Raw genomic sequence first — 20,213 nt, forward strand, 5'->3', positions numbered from 1 at the left:
CGACGTGAGCCTTGCTCTCGCACCCCTGCCTCGCCGGGCCGCCGCGTTCGCGCCGGTCCTGCCCCCGGTGGCGGTGCTCGCACTGCTGGCCCTGCCCCTGACGTACGACGGGGCGGGGCCGGCCGACGTGGTCTCGGGGCTGCTGGTGGTGTACTGCGTGATCCGTCTGCTGCGCGAGCGGCGGCGTCCACTGGCGCCCGCCGCGGCGGTGGTGCTGGGCCTGCCGGTCGTGGGGCTCGCGCTGGCCGCCATGGGGGCGTCCTCGCCCTCGGCGGCACTCACCGGCCTCGGGCGCTACCTGCAGGTCTTCGTGCTCGTCCCGGCGGCCGTGCTGACGCTGCTCCGCGGCCGCGCCGACTTCCGGGTGCTGGCCTGGTCGTTCGTGGGGCTCGCGCTGTGGCAGGGGGCCATCGGCGTGCACCAGTACGCCACCGGGACCGGCGCCTCCTACCAGGGCGAGCCGATCCGCGCGGTCGGCACCTTCGGGGCGCAGGACGTGATGGGCATGGCGGCGGCGGTCGCCCTCGGTCTGGTGTGCGCGATGGGGATCGCGCTGGGCCGGGCGCCGGTACGGCAGCGGATGGCGGCCACCGGCTGCGCGCTCGCGCTGCTGCTGCCGCTCGCGCTCTCCTTCAGCCGGGGTGCCTGGATCGCGACCGCCCTGACGTGCGCCGTGCAGCTGGCCCTGGCCGGACCGCGGCGCGCGCTGAAGGCGGCCGCGGCCGTGGCCGCCGCGGGGGTGGTCCTGATGGGCGGGTTCGGCGTCGGCACGACACAGCTGACCGAGCGGATCGACAGCATCACGCAGGTCACCGACGACCCCGACCAGTCCGTGGTGGACCGGTACGCCCTGTGGGCGTCCGCCGGCGACATGTGGCGCGAGCAGCCGCTGACCGGTGTCGGGCTGAAGGGCTTTCCCGAACATCGCGACGGGCACGCCACCCTGGCGCTGTCCTCGGGCAGCGACATCGCGGGCGCGGGATCGGAGTACCACAAGCAGGCGCTGCTCTCGCCGCACAGCATGTACCTGCTGGTGCTGAGCGAGCAGGGCCTGATCGGGCTGCTCACCCTCGTCGGAAGCTGGCTGGCGCTGCTCGTGCTCGGGCTGCGCGGGCTGCTGCGCGTCCGCCGCCGCGGACCGGGAGCGGACTGCGGGCTCGTCGCCTGCGGGCTGCTGGTCTGGCTGCTGACCGACTTCGTGTACGGAGACATCGGCGGCCCCTCGACGGTGCTGACCGCCCTGGCCCTGGGGCTCGCCGCATGGTGGGCACTGGGCGACGGTGAGCGGGGGCGCCTCGTGCCGAGGAGTGGCCCGCAGGAGCGCCTCGAGGAGGCCGCGGCGCGATGACGGTGGTGCCTTCGCAGACCCCCGGACGCGGAACCGACCGGTCCGCGACCGTCCCCGCGGCGCGTGCCGCGCCCCCGGTCGGGGACGGCGCCGACCCGTCGTCGCCCTCTGCCTCCCGGAAGTTCCTCGCCAGGGCCACGCTCGTCACGGCGGCGCTGTCCATCGGCGGCTCCCTGCTCGGCCTGGTGCGCGACCAGTCGCTGGCGCGGCTGTTCGGTGCCGGGAGCGACACGGACGCCTTCCTGGTCGCGTGGACCGTGCCCGAGCTGGCCGCCACGCTGCTGATCGAGGACGGGCTGGCGATCGCGCTGATCCCGGCGTTCAGCATGGCGTTGGCCCGCCGTGCCCGGGGCGCCTCGGGCGATCCGGTCCGCGAGCTGGTCGCCGCCACCCTGCCGCGCCTGAGCCTCGCCTTCGTCGCGGTCGCCGCGCTGGTCGCCGGGACGGCTCCCTTCCTGGTCCAGGTGCTGGCGCCCGGCCTGCCCGACCCCCGGCTCGCCGTCGACTGCACCCGGCTCACCGCGATCAGCCTGCTGGCCTTCGGGCTCGCCGGGTACTGCAGCGCCGCCCTGCGGGCCCACCGCCGGTTCTTCGCGCCCGGGGCGATCTACATCGCGTACAACACGGGCATCGTCGCCGCGATGTTCCTGCTCGGCGGTGCGTGGGGCGTGCGTGCCGCGGCGGTCGGGGTCGCGGTGGGCGGCTGCCTGATGGTGGCGGTGCAACTGCCGTCGCTGTGGCGGCAATTGGCGTCGCGCACCCCGGCGGTCGGCGAGGCGCAGGGCGGTGGCGAGGAACGGCCGATGCGGCTCGCCCTGATCGCCTCCGTCCTCCTGTTCGCCCTGTGCCGCCAGTCGCAGGTCCTGGTCGAACGCTTCCTCGCCTCCTCCCTGCCGGCCGGGGCCATCTCGCACCTGAACTACGCGCAGAAGGTCGCCCAGATCCCGATGACCCTGTCGCTGATGGTGTGCACGGTCACCTTCCCCGTGGTGGCGCGGGCGCTCGCCGACGGTGACACCGAGCGGGCCCGCGACCGCGTGGAACGGGATCTGGTGCTGTCCTCCTGTGTGGTGCTGCTGGGCATGTGCGCGGTGATCGCCTGCGCCCCGCAGATGGTCGAACTGCTCTTCCAGCGCGGCGCGTTCACCGCGAGCGACACCGCGGCGACCTCCGACGTCATGCGGGTGTACGCCCTCGGGCTGCTGGGGCAGACCCTGGTGGGCACGCTGATCCGCTCGTACTTCTCGGCGGGCCGGCCCAGTTGGTACCCCCTCGCGGTGATGGGCGTGGGCATCGTCGTGACGTCGTTGATCGGCGCCGCCGCCGTGCGCCCCTGGGGGGTGGCGGGGATCGCCGCCGCCAACGCCGTCGGCATCACCGTCACGGCCGCCCTGCTGTTGGCCGGTCTGCGGACGGCCCGGCGCGGCGGCGCCGGCGGTGTCCGTCTCCGTGTCCGTCAGGTGCTGGCCGCGTTGAGCCGGCCGGTGCTCGCCTCGGTCGGCGCCACCGTCGCCGGGGCGTTCGCCGCGAGCCGGGTCGACTCCCCCCTGGCGGGCCTCGCGGCCGGCTCTCTCACCGTGACCGCCGTCTTCGTCGCGCTCTCCCTGGCCCTGGGCGTCCAGGGCTCCGCATCCGCGGTGCGCTCCGTACGCACCATCACCCGAAAGCTCACTCATGACCGTTTCCGTTGATTCCGTCGATTCCGTCGGCACCGGCAGGCTTCCCGCCGCGCCCCCGGGCCCCGTCCCGTGGGTGGCGATGTACCACTCGGTGGGTGACTGCTCGGACGATCCGTACCGCATCACGGTCACGCCCGAACGGCTCGAGAGGCAGCTGGCCTGGCTGCGCCGGCGCGGGCTGCGCGGCGTGTCCGTGGCCGACCTGCTCGCCGCCCGCGCCCGGGGCGAGGGCCGGCGCCTGGTCGGGCTCACCTTCGACGACGGGTACACCGACTTCGTCACCGAGGCCCTTCCGCTGCTGCGCCGCTGGGACTGCGGCGCCACCCTGTTCGTGCTGCCCGGACGGCTCGGCGGCGACAACGCCTGGGACCCGCTCGGCCCGCGCAAGCCGCTGCTGACCGCGGACGGCATCCGGCACGCGGCGGCCGAGGGCGTGGAGATCGGCTCGCACGGACTGACCCACGTCGACCTCACCCGGGCGGACGGGCCCACCCTCGAGGCCGAGGTCACCGAGAGCCGCGCGCGGCTGGCGGAGCTCACGGGCACCCGGCCCGACGGCTTCTGCTACCCGTACGGCACGGTCGACGCCCGCGCCGTCCAGGCGGTGCGGAAGGCGGGATACGCCTACGCCTGTGCCATCGACCCCGGCGCGCTGACCGGCCCGCACGCCCTGCCGCGCGTGCACATCGGCCAGAACGACACGGCCTGGCGCCTGCACGTGAAGCACCGTCTGCACCGGTGGCGCCGGCGTCCGGTGGAGGGTCTGTGAGATGAGGGCTCTGCACATCATCACCGGTCTCGGGGTCGGCGGGGCCGAGCAGCAGCTGCGTCTGCTGCTGCGTCATCTGCCCGTCGGCTGCGACGTCGTGACGCTCACCAACCCGGGTGCCGTCGCCGAGGGGCTCACCGCCGACGGGGTCCGCGTCGTGCATCTCGGCATGGGCGGCAACCGTGACCTGGCCGCGCTCCCCCGGCTGGTCCGGCTGATCCGCGCGGGCGGCTACGACCTGGTCCACACGCACCTGTACCGGGCCTGCGTCTACGGCCGGCTCGCCGCGCGGCTGGCCGGGGTCCGCGCGGTCGTCGCCACCGAACACTCCCTGGGCGACACGCAGATGGAGGGCCGCAGGCTGACGGCGGGGGTGCGTGCGCTGTACCTCGGCAGCGAGCGGCTCGGGTCGGCGACGGTCGCCGTCTCCCCGGCGGTGGCCGACCGGCTGCGGCGGTGGGGCGTGCCCGCTCCCCGTATCGAGGTCGTCCCGAACGGCATCGACCTGGACCGCTTCCGCTTCGACCCGGAGCGGCGCGCGCACACCCGCCGGCGCCTCGGTCTGCCGGAGGGCGCGTTCGTCGTCGGCGGCGTCGGCCGGCTCGCCCCGGGGAAGCGGTTCGACGTCCTCGTCCACGCTCTCGCCCGGCTCCCGGACGACCACTGGCTGCTGCTGGTGGGCGGCGGCCCCGAGGAGCACCTCCTGCGCCGCACGGCCGCCGAGGCCGGTGTGGCCGGCCGCGTCCTGTTCACCGGCGAACGTCCCTACGGCCTGGACGACTCGCCGGGCCCCGACCTGCCCTCGCTCATGTCGGCGATGGACCTGCTCGCCTCCCCGTCCGCGGAGGAGTCGTTCGGCCTGGCCGCCGTGGAGGCGCTGGCGTCGGGCCTGCCCGTGCTCTACGCGTCCTGTCCGGCGATCGAGGACGCGGCGCCGTCGACCGCCGGTGCCCGTCACGTGCTCGGCGGCCCCGAGGAGTACGCGCGCGCGATCGCCGAGGTCCGCACGGCGGGCCCCGGGCCGCGCACGGCCCCCGAGGCCGCTCGGCGCTACAGCATCACCCGCAGCACGGCCCGCCTCATGGACGTGTACGCGGCAGCCGTCTCCCGTTCTCCTTCATCCCCTTCATCTCCTTCATCCCTCTCACCTTTCGGAGCCAGCACGTCATGACCGACACTCCGGCCCGTCGGCACCGCCTGTTCCTGGACCGTCTCAGGAGGCTGCCGACCTGGTCCGTGCTCGTGGTCGGCGGCACTCTCGTCGGCGGCCTGACCGGCGGCATGTACGGCATGCTCACCCCCACGACCTATACGGCCACCAGTTACGTCGTCGCCGTACCGACCGCGAATTCCACCCCGGAGTCCGCCCGCGGCTTCGCGCAGGCGTACGGACGGGTGGCCACGCAGCTCGCGGTGCTCGGGGACGCCCAGGTGTGGGCGGGCGTCCCGGTGCGGACCCTGCGGGACAGCGTGCGCACGGCGACCTCACCGGACGCGCCGATGGTCGCCGTCTCGGCCACCTCGGCGCGCCCCGGCCTCGCCGTCGACATGGCCAACGCGGTCTCCCGCGCGCTGACCCGGCACGCGGAACACACCAAAGGCAGCACCCAGGTCCGGCTCGTGCAGTTCTCGCGTGCGGTGAAGCCGAACGAGCCGACGTCCGCGTCGCCCGCGGTGACCACACTGGTGGGGGCGAGCGCGGGCGGGCTGCTGGGCTCACTGGCCCTGCTGGCCCGGCCCCGGCGCAACGGTCACACCCCCAGGAACGCCGAGAACGCCGGGAACGCCGGGAACGCCGGGAACGCCGACCCGGCCGAGGACACCCCGGCCGCCTCGGTGCCCGGCCCGGCCACCGCCGCCGACTCGCGCGGACAGCGGTGACCTCGGTGTACCCGGCCGGGTCGGCGGTGGCGCTACCCCATGCGCGACCACCAGTCGAAGCGGAAGCAGAGCTTCCCACCGAGCCAGTGCTCCACCCAGTCGCCCAGGTCCAGTGGCGTGCAGCTCTTCGGCGGCTTCGGTGCGGCGGGCGGGAGTGTGGGCGCGGGCGTGGGCACGGGCGTGGGCGCCGGGGCCGTCGTGCCGGTGCGGCCGAACAGCGTCGTCCGGTAGACGCGGGACGATTCCGGGTTGTCGTCGCACTGCCACACACCGTGCGGGCAGTAGTCGGTCACCGTGTTGTACAGCGGCCGGTGCTCGTCCATCCACGCGAGCATGCCGCGCATGTACTCGGGATTGTCACCGTTGTGGAAAAGCCCCCATTCGGGGTAGGAGATGGGCTTGCCGTGGGCTTTCGCGAAATCCACGTGGTCCTGAAGTCCGTACGGCTCTTCCACCTGTTCGTCGAACGGCGTTCCGGCCGGCTGGTCGTAGGAGTCCATGCCGATGATGTCGACCGTGTCGTCCCCGGGGTAGCACTGTGTCCAGGGAACGGAGTCCAGGCCGCGGCTCGGCGTGAAGTCGAACCGGAACTTCTGGCCCGGCACCGCCCGCATGGCGGTGACGATCCTGTTCCAGTACTTCTTCCAGGCCTCCGGATCCGGCCCGCACCGATGGGTGTACGTGACGCCGTTCATCTCCCAGCCGAGCACGAGGATCGTGTCCGGCACCTTCAGCCGGACCAGCCGCTCGGCCAGGGCACGGAAGTGGTGATCGAACTCTCCGGCCGCGCCCCGCCGCAGCAGCTGCCGGACCTCCTCGTCGGAGACGCCCCCCTCGTTGCGTTCCTGCAGGGGCACGTTGAGGACGAGCATCCGGTCGTCCTTCTTGTTGCGCCACTGCGCCCACTCCTCGAGGAAGCCGACGTCGCCCTCGATGTCGCTCCAGTGGTTGCCGGGCAGATAGGTGTGGCCGACGCGGAGCTCGGCACCGCCCAGCCAGCGACTGAACTGCTCCATACGGGCCACACCACGGGCGTCGGAGGCGAGAAAGGCGCCGAAGGGCGGGAACTTCCCTCGCGGCACCGGACGGGACGGCGCCGTGCTCGGGAGTGCCTTGACGGACGTCGCCGGCCCCGGTCCCGGAGCGCGGGAGTCGTCGCCCGCCACCTCCACCCCCGTGCCCGCCATGAGACCGAACGCCAAAGCGGCCGACACCGCGATCGCCACCGCTCCCACGACCGGCCCGCGCACCCGGACACGCTCGTGTTGTGGGGCCATACCGGCTCCTCTCTTCGCTCTCGTCCGACCTTCAGCTTCTGGACTCTTTATTGACGAACAGTCATACGAAATTCAGTCACAGGAAATCCCGTGACGCCACTGACATGCGGCTTCCGAGTGCCGCTCTCCCCCGTGCGGGCGAGCCGATCGAAAAGAACCCCGAAGAGCCCCGCAGAATTCGAAAGAGCCCGAAAGAACCCGAAAGAAGGAGGAATTCGTGCCGCTGCTCGACACCCGCGTCCCCGCCGTCATTCTGCGGATCGACCGGAATCCCTTCCATCACGGAACGCTCGGAGCCGTGCGTTCGCTCGGCAGGGCGGGAGTGGAGGTGCATGTCGTCGCCGACGAGTCCGGAAGTCCCGTTCGCCGCTCACGTTATGTCCGGCGGCTGCATCCACCGCCGGCGCCCGGCGCGTCCGCGGACGACATCCTCGCCGTGCTGCGCCGCGTGGCCGACCGGATCGCACGGCCCGCCGTCCTGGTCCCGATGGACGACGCGAGCGCGATCGCCGCCGGGCGCCTGCGGGACGCCCTGGCACCCTCCTACCTGCTGCCCGAGATGCCCGGCACGCTGCCCGAACGTGTCGCCGACAAGGCGGAGCTGGCCGCCGTGTGCGCGTCCGCGGACGTTCCGCACCCGGTCACGCTCGTCCCGGACAGCCCCCAGCGGGCCACCGAGGACGCGTGGCGGCTCGGGCTGCCCCTGGTGGCGAAGTGGAGCCGGCCCTGGCTGCTGCCGGCCGGCAGCGGGCTGCGCAGCACTCAGCTGGTGCGGTCCGCTGAGCAGGCCCGGGAGCTGTACCGGCGCACCGACGAGGCGGGCAGCCCGCTCCTGTTGCAGGCCTATCTGCCGCCGGGGCCGGACCGGGACTGGTTCTTCCACGGCTACGTCGACCACTCGGGCGCCGTGCGCACAGGCGGGCCGGGCCGGAAGCAACTGTCCTGGCCGCGCGGCGCGGGGCTGACGGCGGTGGGCTGCTGGACGCCCAACGCCCAGGTACAGGCCCTGGCCGAGCGGCTCACCGGTGAACTGGGCTACCGCGGCGTCTTCGACCTCGACTTCCGCCGCTGCCACGCGACGGGCCGGTACCACCTGCTCGACTTCAACCCGCGCCCCGGCGCCCAGTTCCGGCTCTTCGAGGACAGCGCCGGACTGGACGTCGTACGCGCGCTCCACCTGGACCTGACGGGTCGTCGCCCGCCGGCCGGCGCGCCGGTGGCCGGACGGACGTTCGTGGTGGAGAACTACGCGCCGCTCACCGCGCTGCGCACGGCGCCGGGCGGACGCGAACTGGCCTGGTACGCCCGGGACGACCGCGGACCCGGACGGGCGATGTGGACCCTGTGGGCCCGTCATGTGTCCGGCCGGCTGCGCGAGCGGCTGGGCGCCAGTACGGCGGCGGCACCGGCAGCACCCCTGATCCCCCGGGCGGCCTCGCCCTCCCCTACCGACAACGAGAAAGCGAGCAGTTGATGATGTACGACCTTCTGGTGGTGGGCGCCGGACCGTACGGTCTGTCGATCGCGTCCCACGCCGCGGCCGCCGGGCTGAACCTGCGCGTGTTCGGCCGGCCCATGGCGTCCTGGCGGGACAACATGCCCGGCGGCATGTTCCTGAAGTCGGAGCCGTGGGCGTCCAACCTCTCGGACCCGGACGGGGAGTGGACCCTGGCCGCCTACTGCACGGAGCATGGGCTGACGTCACGTCACGCGGAGCCGATCCCGGTGACGGCGTTCGCGGAGTACGGCCTGTGGTTCGCCCGCCATGCCGTTCCGGCGATCGACGAGCGCATGGTGGCCCGGGTGGCGGCCGGCCCCGCCGGCTTCACGGTGGTCACCGACGACGGGGAGGCGCTGCACGCGCGGACGGTGGCGCTGGCGGTCGGTGTGATGCCGTTCGTCGAGGTGCCGCAGGCCCTGCGCGGACTGCACCCCTCACTGGTGACGCACAGCAGCCACCACAGCGACCTCGACCACTTCCGCGGCAAGGACGTCACGGTGCTCGGCGGCGGTCAGGCGGCCCTGGAGACCGCGGCCCTGCTCGCCGAACAGGGCACGCGCGTACGGGTGCTGGCGCGTGCGGACCGGGTGCGGTGGAACGACGTGCCGCCGGCCTGGGAACGCCCCTGGTGGCAGTCGGTCCGCACCCCGCACAGCGGTCTCGGCCCCGGCTGGCGGAACTGGTTCTACTCCGAGCGCCCCGGCCTCTTCCGGCGGCTGCCGCAGCCGACCCGGTCGCACATCGCGGCCACGGCGCTGGGGCCGGCGGGCGCCTGGTGGGTGCGGGACCGGGTGGAGCGCGCGGTGGAACTGCTGCCGGGCCACGAGGTCACGACGGCCTGCGCGGTGCCGGGTGGCGTACGGCTGGACCTGGTGAACCGCACGGGTGAGACCCGCTCCCTCGGCACCGAACACGTCATCGCCGCCACGGGGTTCCGGGTGCACCGCGAGCGGCTCGGCATGCTCTCCGCCGAGCTGCGCGGCACGCTGGCGGCCCTGCCCGACGGTTCCCCGGCGATCGGGCGGGGCTTCGAGTCCTCCCATCCCGGCCTGTTCTTCGCGGGTCTGACGACGGCGTCCGGCTTCGGCCCGTCCATGCGCTTCGTCCAGGGCGCGACGTACACGGCGGCGGCCCTCGTCCAAGGGGTGCGCCGCCGGCTCAGGTCCACCCCCGCGCGAGGAAGGGTCCCGGTCCCCTCGGCCGTCGGCCGGGCCGACTCGCCGACACCGGTGAGCCTCTGACGGGAAACCCTCCCCGTACAGCACCGAGCCCCCGGACCGACGCGGACCACCGTACGAGGTGGTCCGCGTCGGTCCGGGGGCGTGCCCGGCTTCAAGCCCCGGAAAGTCCCCGCGGTGCCGGGCCGAGGGGGCCCGGCACCCGGGAACTGCTACCGGCGGAGGGCGACGCGACCGCGGCGGTACAGCAGCGCCCCGCCCACGAGCAGGGTGGCACCGGCGGCCGAGGCCACCAGCATGCCGTCACTGCCGGTCTCGGCCAGGTGCGGCGGCGCACCGGGCTCCTCCACGTCCTGCGGCGGCGTGTCGACGACCTGCGCGGGGGGCTGGGTGTCCGTACGCGTGGGCGGCGTCGAAGGCGTCTCGGTCTCGGTTTCGGGCTCGGGCGACCGGCTCTGCTCGTTGCGGCAGTCGCTGTCGGACGCCTCGTTGAACAGCCCGACCAGGCCGACGTTGTTGCCGCACACGTTCAGCGGCAGGCCGAGGGGCACCTGCACGAGGTTTCCGGACGCCACACCGGGAGAGTCCTTGGCGACCCCCTCCGCGTACGCGCCGTCGCCGCCGCTGCCTCCGTGCGAGGTGTTGCGGCAGTCGTTGTCGGACGCCTCGTTGAACGCCCCGATCACGTCGACGTTGTTGCCGCACACCTTCACCGGCGCGTGCACCGGCACCTGGACGAGGTTTCCGGACGCCACACCGGGAGAGTCCTTGGCGACCCCCTCCGCGCGCGCGCCACCGGCGTCGGAGCCGCCGTACGAGCGCTCGGCGGAGGACCGCTGCGCGGACCGGGGTCCGGACCTGTCCTCGACGGGCCCGGACAGGGGCCCGGCCTCGTGCGACGTGTTGGCGCACAGGTTGTTGGACGCCTCATTGAACACGGAGACCGCACCGACGGTGTTGCCGCATACGTTCACCGGCACCTCCACCGGCACCTGGACGTTGTTCCCGGACGCCACACCGGGAGAGTCCGTGACGGCTCCCTCCGCGTGCGCGTCGGCGAAGGCGGGGGCGCCGTACAGAGAGAGAATGCCCGTCGCGGCGGCCGCCGCGAACACTCCCTTGCTCAGGGTCTGTCGCAATGTCGTTCGTCTTCCTGCTCGAAGAAGTGGGAAAGCCGGCGGCCTCGGCACGGAGATCAGCGCGCGAGGCCGGCCACGGCGGAGCCGGGAGGCTGGTACGTGGACACCACGGCATGCTCACCGTCGGGGGTGCCTGCGGAAGGTACCGGTGTACCGCGGACGGAGCAGCACAGCGCTTTCCTTTCTCGTGGCGTCGCAAGCCCTTCTGCTTCATCAACCCGACGCACGGGAATCGGTTGCGCAGGTTCACCCGCTTGGCCCACTCGTCCCACTCGGGGCGTGCGCGACTACGACACCACGTCCTTGCGGGCGAAACCGCGGAAAGCCAGTGCGAACAGCACGAACGCGTACGTCACCGAGACCGCGGTGCCCTGGATCATGCCGGACCACTCCGGATCCGGCTGGACGGCGTCCGCCCAGGCGAACTGCCAGTGCGCGGGCAGGAAGTTCCGCCAGTCGCCGAGGGCGGTCACCGCGTCGAGGACGTTGCCGACGATGGTCAGTCCGACGGCGCCGCCGACCGCGCCCAGCGGGGCGTCGGTGCGCGTCGACAGCCAGAACGCGAGCCCGGCGGTGACCAGCTGGGACACGAAGATGTACGCCACGATCACCACGAGCCGCTGCGCCGCCGTCGCGGGGTCCAGCGAGCCGCCGGTGGGGATCCGCAGCGGGCCCCAGCCGTAGGCGGCGGTGCCGACGGCGAGCGCGACGACCGGCAGCAGCACCATCGCGGCGAGGCTGAGCCCCAGTCCGACGACGAGCTTGGACCACAGCAGCCGCATGCGCGGCACCGGCGCGGCGAGCAGGTAGCGCAGCGAGGACCAGCCGGCCTCCGAGGCGACCGTGTCCCCGCAGAACAGGGCGACCGGGATGACCAGCAGGAAGCCCGCCGAGACGAACAGGTTCACGGCGGCGAAGTTGGCGCCGGAGGCGGTGGCCGTGTCCATCAGGGTGATCCGGCCCTGCCGGCCCTCCGGCTCACCGCCGATCGCGAAGGCGACGACCAGGACGAACGGCAGGGCGGCGAGGATCGCGCCCATGACGAGCGTGCGGCGGCGCTTCAGCTGCCGGACCAGCTCGACCCGCAGCGGCAGCGTGCGGCCCGCGCGGTAGCCGTCGGCCACCTCCACGGGCCCGGCCGGCACCTCGGGTCCGGTGGGCCCGGTCCGCTCGGCGAGCGTGCTCATGCGGAACCTCCGATCATCGTGAGGAAGGCGTCTTCGAGGCGGCGGTGCGGGCCCACCGACTCCACCGGCACGTCCAGCCGGACCAGTTCGGCGACCAGGCGGGCGGCGGTGCCGTCGGCGTCGAGGCGGACCAGCAGCCCGTCGTCGACGCGGACCGCCGAGGCGACGCCCGGCAGGGCGGCCACCTTCTCGGCGAGCGGCTCGTCCACGGGGGACCCGGTGCCCACGAGCAGGGTGTCGCCGGAGCCGACGATCTCCCGCACCGGCCCGGCCTGGACCAGCCCGCCGCGGTCCATGACGACGAGGTGGGTGCAGGACTGCTCGACCTCCGACAGCAGATGGCTGGAGACGATCACCGTGCGGCCGGCGGCCGCGTACCGGATCATCACCTCGCGCATCTCGCGGATCTGCGGCGGGTCCAGCCCGTTGGTCGGCTCGTCCAGGATGAGCAGGTCGGGCAGACCGAGCATGGCCTGGGCGATGGCGAGGCGCTGGCGCATGCCCTGGGAGTAGGTGCGCACCGCGCGGGCGAGGGCGTCGCCGAGGCCCGCGATCTCCAGGGCCTCGTCCAGGTGGGCGTCCTCGGGCGGGCGTCCGGTGGCCCGCCAGTACAGCTCCAGGTTCTCCCGGCCGGACAGGTGCGGCAGGAAGCCCGCGCCCTCGACGAAGGCGCCGACCCGGGAGAGCACCGGGGCACCGGGGCGGATGGCATGACCGAAGACGCGGATCTCGCCGCCGTCGGGGGTGATCAGGCCCATCAGCATGCGCAGGGTGGTGGTCTTGCCCGCGCCGTTCGGCCCGAGCAGGCCGAGGACCTGGCCCTGCTCCACCCGGAAGGACAGGTTCCGCACGGCGTACCGGTCGGCGGAGCGGACGTAGCGCTTGCTCAGGTCCGTGATCTGCAGGGGCACGTCCGCGAGTGCGGGGTCGGGGGGTGCGGCGGCCGTGCGGCGGCCGGTGAGCACCAGGACGAGGGCGGTCACGGCTCCGGCGAGCGGCAGCCACCACACCCACGCGGGCAGCGGGGCCGCCGCGGTGGTCACCCCGGGCGCGGTGGGCACGGTGAGGTCGCTCTCGAGGGAGACGGTGTACGTCGCCGGGGCGGCGGGTGAGGCGTAGCCGAGGTCGGTGGAGGCGAGGACGAGACGCAGGCGGTGGCCCTGCCGGACCTCGTGGTCGACGGCCGGGAAGGTGACGGTCACGTCCTTGCCGGCCTTGGCGTCCTCGACGCGGACCGGGGCGACCAGCTGGGACGGCAGCACCTGCTGTCGTCCGTCCGGGCCGACGTCGTACACCTTTCCGAAGAGGACGGCGTCGTCACTGGTCGACTTCACGTGCACGGTGGCCGTCGGGGATCCGGTGATCCGCAGGTCGCCGGTGACCGGGGCCGACTCGAAGCGGGCGTGCTGGCCGGGGAAGTCCAGGGAGACGCCGACGCCGAGCGAGGACAGCTGGGAGAGGCCGCCGGCCCCGCCGAGGCCGGGCAGGGCGGAGACGGCGGGCGGGTTGGCGCCGGCCGGGTTGGCGAAGCTCTGCTCGCCTCCGGTGAGGGGGAAGGACCGGCCGTCGCCGGTCAGGCCCGGGTAGCGGTCCGCGCTCGCGCCGCTCAGCACGGCCCGCCCGTCGGTGGAGTCGACGCCGCCGGTGCGGGTGACGCGGAAGGCGGGGCCGGTGTCGGCACCCTTGTCGTCCTTCAGGTACCGGTCGAACCAGGCCAGGGTGCGGGTGCGGACGCGGTCCGCCTCCGGTTCACCGCCGTCGTGCCCGCCGGCGATCCAGTCGACGTCGACCGGGGCGCCGTTGGCCCGGATCGCCTTCGCGGCGGCGTCGGCGTGGCCGAGCGGGAACAGGGAGTCGTTCTGGCCCTGCATCAGCAGCGTCGGTACGTCGATGCGGTCGGCGACGGCGGACGGGGACCGCTCCTCGAGGAGCGCGACGGCCTCGGCGTCCGGGGTGCCGGACTCGGCGACCCGCTCGTACATCCGGCACAGTGCGGGTTCGAACTTCTCGCAGCCGCCGCCGGTGTTGACGAAGAGGCCCGCCCACAGCTTCTTGAACACGCCGTTCGGGAACAGCGCTTCGGCGAGGTCGAAGTAGGTGATCGCGGGAGCGATGGCGTCCACCCGGTCGTCGTGTCCGGCGGTGAGCAGCGCGATGGCGCCGCCGTAGGAGGCGCCGGCCATGCCGAGGCGCGGGTCGCCGTCCTCGTCCAGCTGTACCTCGGGCTGCTTCGCCAGCCAGTCGATGAGCCGGGAGACGTCGGCGACCTCGCCCTTCGGGTCGTTCAGCCCGATCTTCCCGGTGGACTCGCCGAAGCTGCGCGCGGACCAGGTCAGTACCGCGTACCCCTCGCGCGCGAGCTCCTCGGCCTGCTGCCGTACGTCGTCCTTGCTGCCGCCGAAGCCGTGCCCGAGCAGCACGGCGGGGCGGCGGCCGGCCGGACCGGCGGTGAAGTACGAGGTGTCGATGCGCACCCCGTCGGCCGTACTCGCGATCCGGTCGGTCCGGCTGACCGCGGGCGCCGGGTCCTCGGAGGCGACGGCGGTCCACGTACCGGCCCCGGCGAGCACGACGACGGCCACGGCGGCCAAGGTCCGCCGCGGCCGCCACGAACGGGGCCACCGCAGTCCGGGCCGGTCGGGCATTCGAAGATCCATGCGTCAACCGTACGGGGTCGCCCCGTCCGCACGATGCCGACCGCAGACCGAACCGGGTGACCTCCCAGCGGCGTACGCGACACCCGCCGCGTACCGCGCCCGTGGTACGCGAACGACCGCGAACGCCCCGGGGCCGCCCATGTCGGACGGCCCCGGGGTCGGCGCTTCGGACCGCCGGCGCTTCGGAGGGTCAGTGGTTGCGGGGGAAGCCCAGGTCGATGCCGGTCGGGGCGTCGGAGGGGTCGGGCCAGCGGGTGGTGACGACCTTGCCGCGGGTGTAGAAGTGCGTGCCGTCGTTGCCGTAGATGTGGTGGTCGCCGAAGAGGGAGTCCTTCCAGCCGCCGAAGGAGTGGTAGCCGACGGGGACCGGGATCGGCACGTTCACGCCGACCATGCCGGCCTCGACCTCCAGCTGGAAGCGGCGGGCGGCGCCGCCGTCCCGGGTGAAGATCGCGGTGCCGTTGCCGTACGGCGAGGCGTTGATCAGGTCCAGGGCCTCCTCGTACGTCTCGGTGCGCAGCACGCACAGCACCGGGCCGAAGATCTCGTCCTGGTAGGCCTTCGCGGACGTGGGCACCCGGTCCAGCAGGGAGATGCCGATCCAGTGGCCGCCCTCGTGGCCCTCGACGGTGTGGCCGGTGCCGTCCAGGACGACCTCGGCGCCCTCGCCCGCCGCGTTCGCCACGTAGGAGGCGACCTTGTCGCGGTGGGCCTTGGTGATCAGCGGGCCCATCTCGGAGGCCGGGTCGTTGCCGGGGCCGATCTTGATCTTCTCGGCGCGCTCGCGGATCTTCTCCACCAGGGTGTCGCCGATCGCGCCGACGGCGACGACCGCGGAGATCGCCATGCAGCGCTCCCCCGCCGAGCCGTAGGCGGCGGAGACGGCGGCGTCGGCCGCCGCGTCCAGGTCGGCGTCGGGCAGCACCAGCATGTGGTTCTTGGCGCCGCCCAGGGCCTGGACGCGCTTGCCGTTCGCCGAGGCGGTGGTGTGGATGTGGCGGGCGATCGGCGTGGAGCCGACGAAGGAGACGGCCTTGACGTCGGGGTGGGCGAGGAGGCGGTCGACGGCGAGCTTGTCGCCGTGGACGACGTTGAAGACGCCGTCCGGCAACCCGGCTTCCGACAGCAGCTCGGCGAGGCGGACGGCGGCCGACGGGTCCTTCTCGGACGGCTTCAGCACGAAGGTGTTGCCGCAGGCGATGGCCAGCGGGAACATCCACAGCGGCACCATCGCCGGGAAGTTGAACGGGGTGATGCCCGCCACGACGCCCAGCGGCTGGCGGATCGAGGCGACGTCAACCCGGCTGGCGACCTGCGTGGACAGCTCGCCCTTCAGCTGCACGCTGATCCCGCAGGCCAGGTCGACGATCTCCAGTCCGCGCGCCACCTCGCCGAGCGCGTCGGAGTGCACCTTGCCGTGCTCGGCGGTGATCAGCTCGGCGATCTCGTCGCGGTGCGCGTCCAGCAGCGCCCGGAACGCGAAGAGGACGGAGGTCCGCTGGGCCAGGGAGGACTGACCCCAGGTCAGGTACGCCTCCTTGGCGGCGGCGACCGCGGCGTCCACCTCCTCCACGGAGGCGAACGCGACCTTCGTGGTGACCTCGCCGGTCGCCGGGTCGGTCACCGGCCCGTACGCGCCCGACGTGCCTTCGGCGGTCTTGCCGCCGATCCAGTGATTGACGATCTTCGTCATGACCGAGTACTCCTTCGCAGAGGGCGGCGCCGGTTCTTCACGTGCCTTGGGTTACGTGCCTTGGGTTACGTGCCTTGGTTTCATCCCACCAGGATCGGGCGCGGGGCGCGCCCGACACTCTGTCGGGCGTTGCGGTCCCCCCGTAGACACTTGGGTCGGGGTGAGCCGCGGTGGTGGGCCGGGGACCTCCGGCGCGGGGCCGTAGCGGGCGGGGAGTCATCGCACGCACTTCGCTCCTGCCAAAGCAAAGCGGCCTCCCGCGCCGGAGGCGATCGGTGCCGGGGCCGGCCGTCAGCGGTGCCCCGGGATACGGCCGGAACGCACCCGGCCGAAGTGCGCGGCGGTCATCGCACGGCCCCCGCGGTGACCGCCGCCTCGATCTCGTCCTCGGTGGGCATCGCGGACGAGCACTCGAGCCGGGAGGCGACGATGGCTCCGGCGGCGTTGGCGTACCGCATGGTCCGCTCCAGGCTCCAGCCGGCGAGCAGGCCGTGGCAGAGGGAGCCGCCGAAGGCGTCGCCGGCGCCGAGGCCGTTGAGGACGTTCACCGGGAGCGGCGGGACCTCGGCGCTCTCGCCCGTGGCGCTGACCGCGAGGACGCCCTTCGGTCCCTGCTTGACCACGGCGAGTTCGACGCCGGCGGCCAGCAGCGCGCGGGCGGCGGCGTGGGGTTCGCGGACGCCGGTGGCGACCTCCACCTCGTCCAGGTTGCCCACGGCGACGGTGGTGTGGCGCAGGGCCTCCCGGTAGAAGGGGCGGGCCTGGTCGGGATCGCGCCAGAACATCGGGCGCCAGTCCAGGTCGAAGACGGTGGTGCCGGCCTTGGCCCGGTGGGCGAGTGCGCCGAGGGTCGCGGTGCGGCTGGGCTCCTCGCTCAGTCCGGTGCCGGTGACCCAGAAGACGCTCGCGTCACGGATGGCGTCCAGGTCGAGTTCGTGGGCGTCGATCTCCAGGTCGGGGGCCTTGGGCAGGCGGTAGAAGTACAGCGGGAAGTCGTCCGGCGGGAACACCTCGCAGAAGGTGACCGGGGTGGGCAGCCCGGGGACCGCGGTGACCCAGCGGTCGTCCACGCCGAAACCGCGCAGTTCCTGGTGGAGGTAGGTGCCGAAGGGGTCGTCCCCGGTGCGGCTGATCACCGCCGTGTGCCGGCCGAGGCGGGCGGCGGCGACCGCGACGTTCGTCGCCGAGCCGCCGAGGAACTTGCCGAAGGAGGTGACCTGCGGAAGCGGGACACCGGTCTGGAGCGGGTAGAGGTCCACTCCGATACGGCCCATGGTGATCAGGTCGTACGCCATCGCGATCGCGTTCCCTTCGTGCCGTGTCGCGGTGTCCGGTGGTCCCGGTTCGTCTTCGTACGGCTCTCCCCCGGTTTCTAGCCGTGGAGCGAAGCCCTGTCAATACTTTGTCCAGACATACGGACCAGATCTCGACAGGGTCTCCCCGAACCCGACCCGTCGAACCGGGGGCACCCCGGACGGGTCAACCCGCCCCGCCGACGAACCGGCGAGGATCTTTGCGTCACTTGTGTCACAAACACCCCGCCCCTGTCACAGATGTCCTGCGCGGGCGGCTCTTCCGTCACACCTCGCGCACAACCGTCAACCCGCTCCGTGACGCGTCGTTGACCGGGCAGAACGCTGGGTGATCGCCAGCGCAGCACCCGGCTCCCCCTGACGGCCGCCCCCTGGCCGCCTCCGTGGTGCTCGTGGGGAGGAACGACGCATGACCGACCGACGCCTGTGGTCGTACAAGGACATCGCGGCGCACATCAAGGTGCAGCCGGACACCGTGCGTTCCTACCGCAAGCACGGTCTGCTGCCCCCGCCCGACCACGTGGAGAGCGGCAAGCCGTACTGGTACGCGGACACGGTGCGCCGCTGGGTGGCGGCCCGGCCCGGCAACCGGAGCCGCAGGGACTGACGGTCCGTACGGCATCGTCCACGCCCGGTCCCGGCCGGGCGTGGACGATGCTCAGTTCCAGGGCTCGATGACCGTCGCGCCCGCGCCCGGTGCCGTGCCCATCGCCGCCAGGGCCGACGGGACGGCGTCCAGGCCGATGGTGCGCGTCACCAGCAGGTCGGGGCGCAGGACGCCCGCCCGGACCAGCTCCAGCATCGGGGGATAGGTGTGCGCGGCCATGCCGTGGCTGCCGAGGAGTTCGAGCTCCAGGGCGACGGCACGGGCCATCGGCACCGGGGTCGTGCCCGTCGGTGAGGGCAGCAGGCCGACCTGGACGTGGCGGCCCCGGCGGCGCAGGCCGTTCACGGAGGCGGCGCAGGTGGCGGGCGAGCCCAGGGCGTCCAGGGAGAGGTGGGCGCCCCCGCCGGTGAGGTCGCGGACCGCGGCCGCGGTGTCCTGTGTCTCGGACCCGTCCACGCACTGGGCCGCGCCGAACTTCCGGGCCAGGTCCAGGGCCCGGGGGGACACGTCGACGGCGACGACCCGGGCGCCCGAGGCCGCCGCGATCATCACGGCCGACAGGCCCACCCCGCCGCAGCCGTGCACCGCGACGAACTCCCCCGCCGCCACCCGGCCCTGCTGCACCACCGCCCGGTAGGCCGTGGCGAAACGGCAGCCCAGGGAGGCGGCCGTCGCGAAGGACATGCCCTCGGGGACGTCGACCAGGTTCACGTCGGCGTGGTCCAGGGCCACGTACTGGGCGAACGAGCCCCAGTGGGTGAAGCCGGGCTGGGTCTGCCGCTCGCACACCTGCTGGTCCCCGGCCGCGCAGGCCGGGCAGCTCCCGCAGGCGCAGACGAAGGGGACGGTGACCCGGTCGCCGACCCGCCGGCCGGCGACCCGCGCGCCGACCGCCTCGACGACACCGGCCAGTTCGTGGCCGGGCACGTGCGGCAGCGTGATGTCCGGGTCGTGGCCCTGCCAGCCGTGCCAGTCGCTGCGGCACAGGCCGGTGGCCTCGACCCGCACCACGACCCCGTGCTCCGCGGGCTCCGGGTCCGCGACCTCCCGCACCTCGGCCGGTCCCCCGTACCGCTCGAACACCACCGCCCGCATGACCGGCCCGCCTTCCGTCCGCGCCGGTGGTGCGGGGACCGGCGCGGAGTGCCGTACGCACCCCGGCGCACCCCCCGCTCCTTCCCGGCGATCACCGTTTGCGGCGGAACGCTATCCGCGAACCTCCGCCCTGTCGCGGGTGGCCCCTTGGTCCGGGAGCCCCGGCGGTCCTGGATTCATACCCCCTAGGGGTATAAACTGAAAAACGTGGCCCCCGTAGGCCCCTCCACCCCGCACGTCTCGACGAGGGAGTAACGACATGACCACCCAGACCGACATCCAGGGCTCCGTCACCGCCGCCTACAAGGTGAGCGGCATGAGCTGCGGCCACTGCGAGGGCGCCGTCTCCGGCGAGATCTCCGGGATCCCCGGGGTCTCCTCGGTGAAGGCCGTCGCCGCCACCGGCGTGGTCACCGTCGTCTCCGCGGCCCCGCTCGACGAGGAGGCCGTCCGCGCCGCCGTCGACGAGGCCGGTTTCGAACTGGTCGGCAAGGCCTGAGGACACGGTGCCCCGGCCGGCCGTCGCCGCACCGGCCGACCCGCCGCCGAAGGGCGTTTCATTGAGATCTCGACCTGATGAACCCCTGGAGTCCGGTACGACCTTTCACATAAGCTCTTCACAAGGCGTACGCACCGTCCTTACGCTCGGGCCCTATTGGCGATAACGGGGCTCTTGCGCAGGTAACGGACATACGCAGGAGACGCAGATCACAGTGAAGTGAACGTAACCATCGAAGGGGTTCGAAGGTCTAAGTTGGCGATGTCAGGAAGCGTCTTGGGGGGCGCGACCTGGCATCTGGGGATGTCTTTGGGGGACTTTCCCAGACCGCGTTGCCGGGGCACGTACATCGGAGAGCTTTGAGCGGCCCTCCCGACCGTGCGCTGTCCC

Annotated in this window: 16 protein-coding genes and 1 pseudogene; 9 read left to right on the forward strand and 8 right to left on the reverse strand. The window is 73.2% G+C overall.

The window, feature by feature from the left end:
• The first annotated feature begins 4 nt into the window (after positions 1-4).
• The 5 genes from JL475_RS10380 (at position 5) to JL475_RS10400 (ending at position 5,677) form a co-directional block, all read left to right on the forward strand.
• Positions 5-1,348, forward strand: a complete 1,344-nt coding sequence (locus JL475_RS10380) for an O-antigen ligase (protein WP_202277246.1) — start codon at positions 5-7, stop codon at positions 1,346-1,348.
• Positions 1,345-3,039, forward strand: coding sequence for a murein biosynthesis integral membrane protein MurJ (murJ, locus tag JL475_RS10385; RefSeq protein ID WP_202277247.1), 1,695 nt, complete (start codon positions 1,345-1,347; stop codon positions 3,037-3,039). Before JL475_RS10380 ends, murJ begins: the two co-directional genes overlap by 4 nt.
• A 67-nt stretch (positions 3,040-3,106) precedes the next feature.
• Positions 3,107-3,796, forward strand: coding sequence for a polysaccharide deacetylase family protein (locus tag JL475_RS10390; protein WP_307825017.1), 690 nt, complete (start codon positions 3,107-3,109; stop codon positions 3,794-3,796).
• 1 nt (position 3,797) lies between these two features.
• Positions 3,798-4,967 (forward strand): glycosyltransferase, encoded by a 1,170-nt coding sequence (locus JL475_RS10395; protein ID WP_202277249.1) that lies wholly within the window; start codon positions 3,798-3,800, stop codon positions 4,965-4,967.
• Entirely contained in the window at positions 4,964-5,677 is a 714-nt protein-coding gene (locus tag JL475_RS10400; RefSeq protein WP_202277250.1) for a lipopolysaccharide biosynthesis protein, read from the forward strand. The genes JL475_RS10395 and JL475_RS10400 overlap by 4 nt, the downstream gene beginning before the upstream one ends.
• A gap of 32 nt (positions 5,678-5,709) precedes the next feature.
• On the opposite strand, the gene JL475_RS10405 is transcribed toward JL475_RS10400, so the two are convergent.
• On the reverse strand, positions 5,710-6,954 hold the full coding sequence (locus JL475_RS10405) for a glycoside hydrolase family 26 protein (protein WP_202277251.1): 1,245 nt from the start codon (positions 6,952-6,954) through the stop codon (positions 5,710-5,712).
• A 217-nt stretch (positions 6,955-7,171) separates the two neighbouring features.
• Here JL475_RS10405 and JL475_RS10410 point away from each other — a divergent pair, with 217 nt between their 5' ends.
• Together JL475_RS10410 and JL475_RS10415 are read left to right on the forward strand one after the other, a co-directional pair.
• Positions 7,172-8,428: an ATP-grasp domain-containing protein gene (locus JL475_RS10410; RefSeq protein ID WP_202277252.1), complete on the forward strand. Its 1,257-nt coding sequence runs from the start codon at positions 7,172-7,174 to the stop codon at positions 8,426-8,428.
• Positions 8,429-8,430: 2 nt separating this feature from the next.
• Positions 8,431-9,696 carry an NAD(P)-binding domain-containing protein gene (locus JL475_RS10415; RefSeq protein WP_202277356.1) on the forward strand — a complete coding sequence of 422 codons (1,266 nt, stop codon included), beginning with the start codon at positions 8,431-8,433 and terminating at the stop codon, positions 9,694-9,696.
• A 149-nt stretch (positions 9,697-9,845) separates the two neighbouring features.
• Here JL475_RS10415 and JL475_RS10420 read toward each other — a convergent pair whose 3' ends face one another.
• The 6 genes and pseudogenes from JL475_RS10420 to iolC all read right to left on the reverse strand — a co-directional run bounded on the left by JL475_RS10420 (position 9,846) and on the right by iolC (position 17,604).
• Positions 9,846-10,772 carry a chaplin family protein gene (locus JL475_RS10420; protein WP_237406783.1) on the reverse strand — a complete coding sequence of 309 codons (927 nt, stop codon included), beginning with the start codon at positions 10,770-10,772 and terminating at the stop codon, positions 9,846-9,848.
• A 287-nt stretch (positions 10,773-11,059) separates the two neighbouring features.
• Complete coding sequence (locus tag JL475_RS10425; RefSeq protein WP_202277253.1) at positions 11,060-11,959, reverse strand: ABC transporter permease; 900 nt, start codon at positions 11,957-11,959, stop codon at positions 11,060-11,062.
• Positions 11,956-14,616 carry an alpha/beta fold hydrolase gene (locus JL475_RS10430; RefSeq protein WP_202277254.1) on the reverse strand — a complete coding sequence of 887 codons (2,661 nt, stop codon included), beginning with the start codon at positions 14,614-14,616 and terminating at the stop codon, positions 11,956-11,958. Before JL475_RS10430 ends, JL475_RS10425 begins: the two co-directional genes overlap by 4 nt.
• Before the next feature lie 190 nt (positions 14,617-14,806).
• Entirely contained in the window at positions 14,807-16,309 is a 1,503-nt protein-coding gene (gene mmsA, locus JL475_RS10435) for a CoA-acylating methylmalonate-semialdehyde dehydrogenase (RefSeq protein WP_202277255.1), read from the reverse strand.
• A 219-nt stretch (positions 16,310-16,528) separates the two neighbouring features.
• Positions 16,529-16,600, reverse strand: a pseudogene (locus JL475_RS39920) (5-deoxy-glucuronate isomerase); the annotation flags it as partial.
• 53 nt (positions 16,601-16,653) lie between these two features.
• The gene (gene iolC, locus JL475_RS10440; RefSeq protein ID WP_202277256.1) at positions 16,654-17,604 is read right to left on the reverse strand and encodes a 5-dehydro-2-deoxygluconokinase; all 951 of its coding nucleotides are present in this window, start codon (positions 17,602-17,604) and stop codon (positions 16,654-16,656) included.
• A gap of 427 nt (positions 17,605-18,031) precedes the next feature.
• On the opposite strand from iolC, the gene JL475_RS10445 reads away from it, so the two are divergent.
• Positions 18,032-18,229, forward strand: coding sequence for an AlpA family transcriptional regulator (locus JL475_RS10445; RefSeq protein ID WP_202277257.1), 198 nt, complete (start codon positions 18,032-18,034; stop codon positions 18,227-18,229).
• A gap of 51 nt (positions 18,230-18,280) precedes the next feature.
• Here the strand turns inward: JL475_RS10445 and JL475_RS10450 are convergent, their stop codons facing one another.
• Positions 18,281-19,324 (reverse strand): zinc-dependent alcohol dehydrogenase family protein, encoded by a 1,044-nt coding sequence (locus tag JL475_RS10450; RefSeq protein ID WP_202277258.1) that lies wholly within the window; start codon positions 19,322-19,324, stop codon positions 18,281-18,283.
• A gap of 259 nt (positions 19,325-19,583) precedes the next feature.
• Here JL475_RS10450 and JL475_RS10455 point away from each other — a divergent pair, with 259 nt between their 5' ends.
• A complete protein-coding gene (locus JL475_RS10455; protein WP_202277259.1) occupies positions 19,584-19,823 on the forward strand; it encodes a heavy-metal-associated domain-containing protein in 240 nt (79 codons plus the stop codon).
• The last annotated feature ends 390 nt before the right edge of the window (positions 19,824-20,213 follow it).

This window comes from Streptomyces sp. M2CJ-2 (assembly GCF_016757295.1).
In the GTDB taxonomy this organism is placed as follows: Bacteria; Actinomycetota; Actinomycetes; order Streptomycetales; family Streptomycetaceae; genus Streptomyces.

What these genes read in the sequence shown, in the direction of transcription:
- murJ (WP_202277247.1), top strand. Translation starts at nt 1,345, where the DNA reads ATGACGGTGGTGCCTTCGCAGACCCCCGGACGCGGAACCGACCGGTCC.
- JL475_RS10390 (WP_307825017.1), top strand. Translation starts at nt 3,107, where the DNA reads ATGTACCACTCGGTGGGTGACTGCTCGGACGATCCGTACCGCATCACG.
- JL475_RS10395 (WP_202277249.1), top strand. Translation starts at nt 3,798, where the DNA reads ATGAGGGCTCTGCACATCATCACCGGTCTCGGGGTCGGCGGGGCCGAG.
- JL475_RS10400 (WP_202277250.1), top strand. Translation starts at nt 4,964, where the DNA reads ATGACCGACACTCCGGCCCGTCGGCACCGCCTGTTCCTGGACCGTCTC.
- JL475_RS10405 (WP_202277251.1), bottom strand. Translation starts at nt 6,954, where the DNA reads ATGGCCCCACAACACGAGCGTGTCCGGGTGCGCGGGCCGGTCGTGGGA.
- JL475_RS10415 (WP_202277356.1), top strand. Translation starts at nt 8,431, where the DNA reads ATGTACGACCTTCTGGTGGTGGGCGCCGGACCGTACGGTCTGTCGATC.
- JL475_RS10425 (WP_202277253.1), bottom strand. Translation starts at nt 11,959, where the DNA reads ATGAGCACGCTCGCCGAGCGGACCGGGCCCACCGGACCCGAGGTGCCG.
- JL475_RS10430 (WP_202277254.1), bottom strand. Translation starts at nt 14,616, where the DNA reads ATGGATCTTCGAATGCCCGACCGGCCCGGACTGCGGTGGCCCCGTTCG.
- mmsA (WP_202277255.1), bottom strand. Translation starts at nt 16,309, where the DNA reads ATGACGAAGATCGTCAATCACTGGATCGGCGGCAAGACCGCCGAAGGC.
- iolC (WP_202277256.1), bottom strand. Translation starts at nt 17,604, where the DNA reads ATGGCGTACGACCTGATCACCATGGGCCGTATCGGAGTGGACCTCTAC.
- JL475_RS10445 (WP_202277257.1), top strand. Translation starts at nt 18,032, where the DNA reads ATGACCGACCGACGCCTGTGGTCGTACAAGGACATCGCGGCGCACATC.
- JL475_RS10450 (WP_202277258.1), bottom strand. Translation starts at nt 19,324, where the DNA reads ATGCGGGCGGTGGTGTTCGAGCGGTACGGGGGACCGGCCGAGGTGCGG.
- JL475_RS10455 (WP_202277259.1), top strand. Translation starts at nt 19,584, where the DNA reads ATGACCACCCAGACCGACATCCAGGGCTCCGTCACCGCCGCCTACAAG.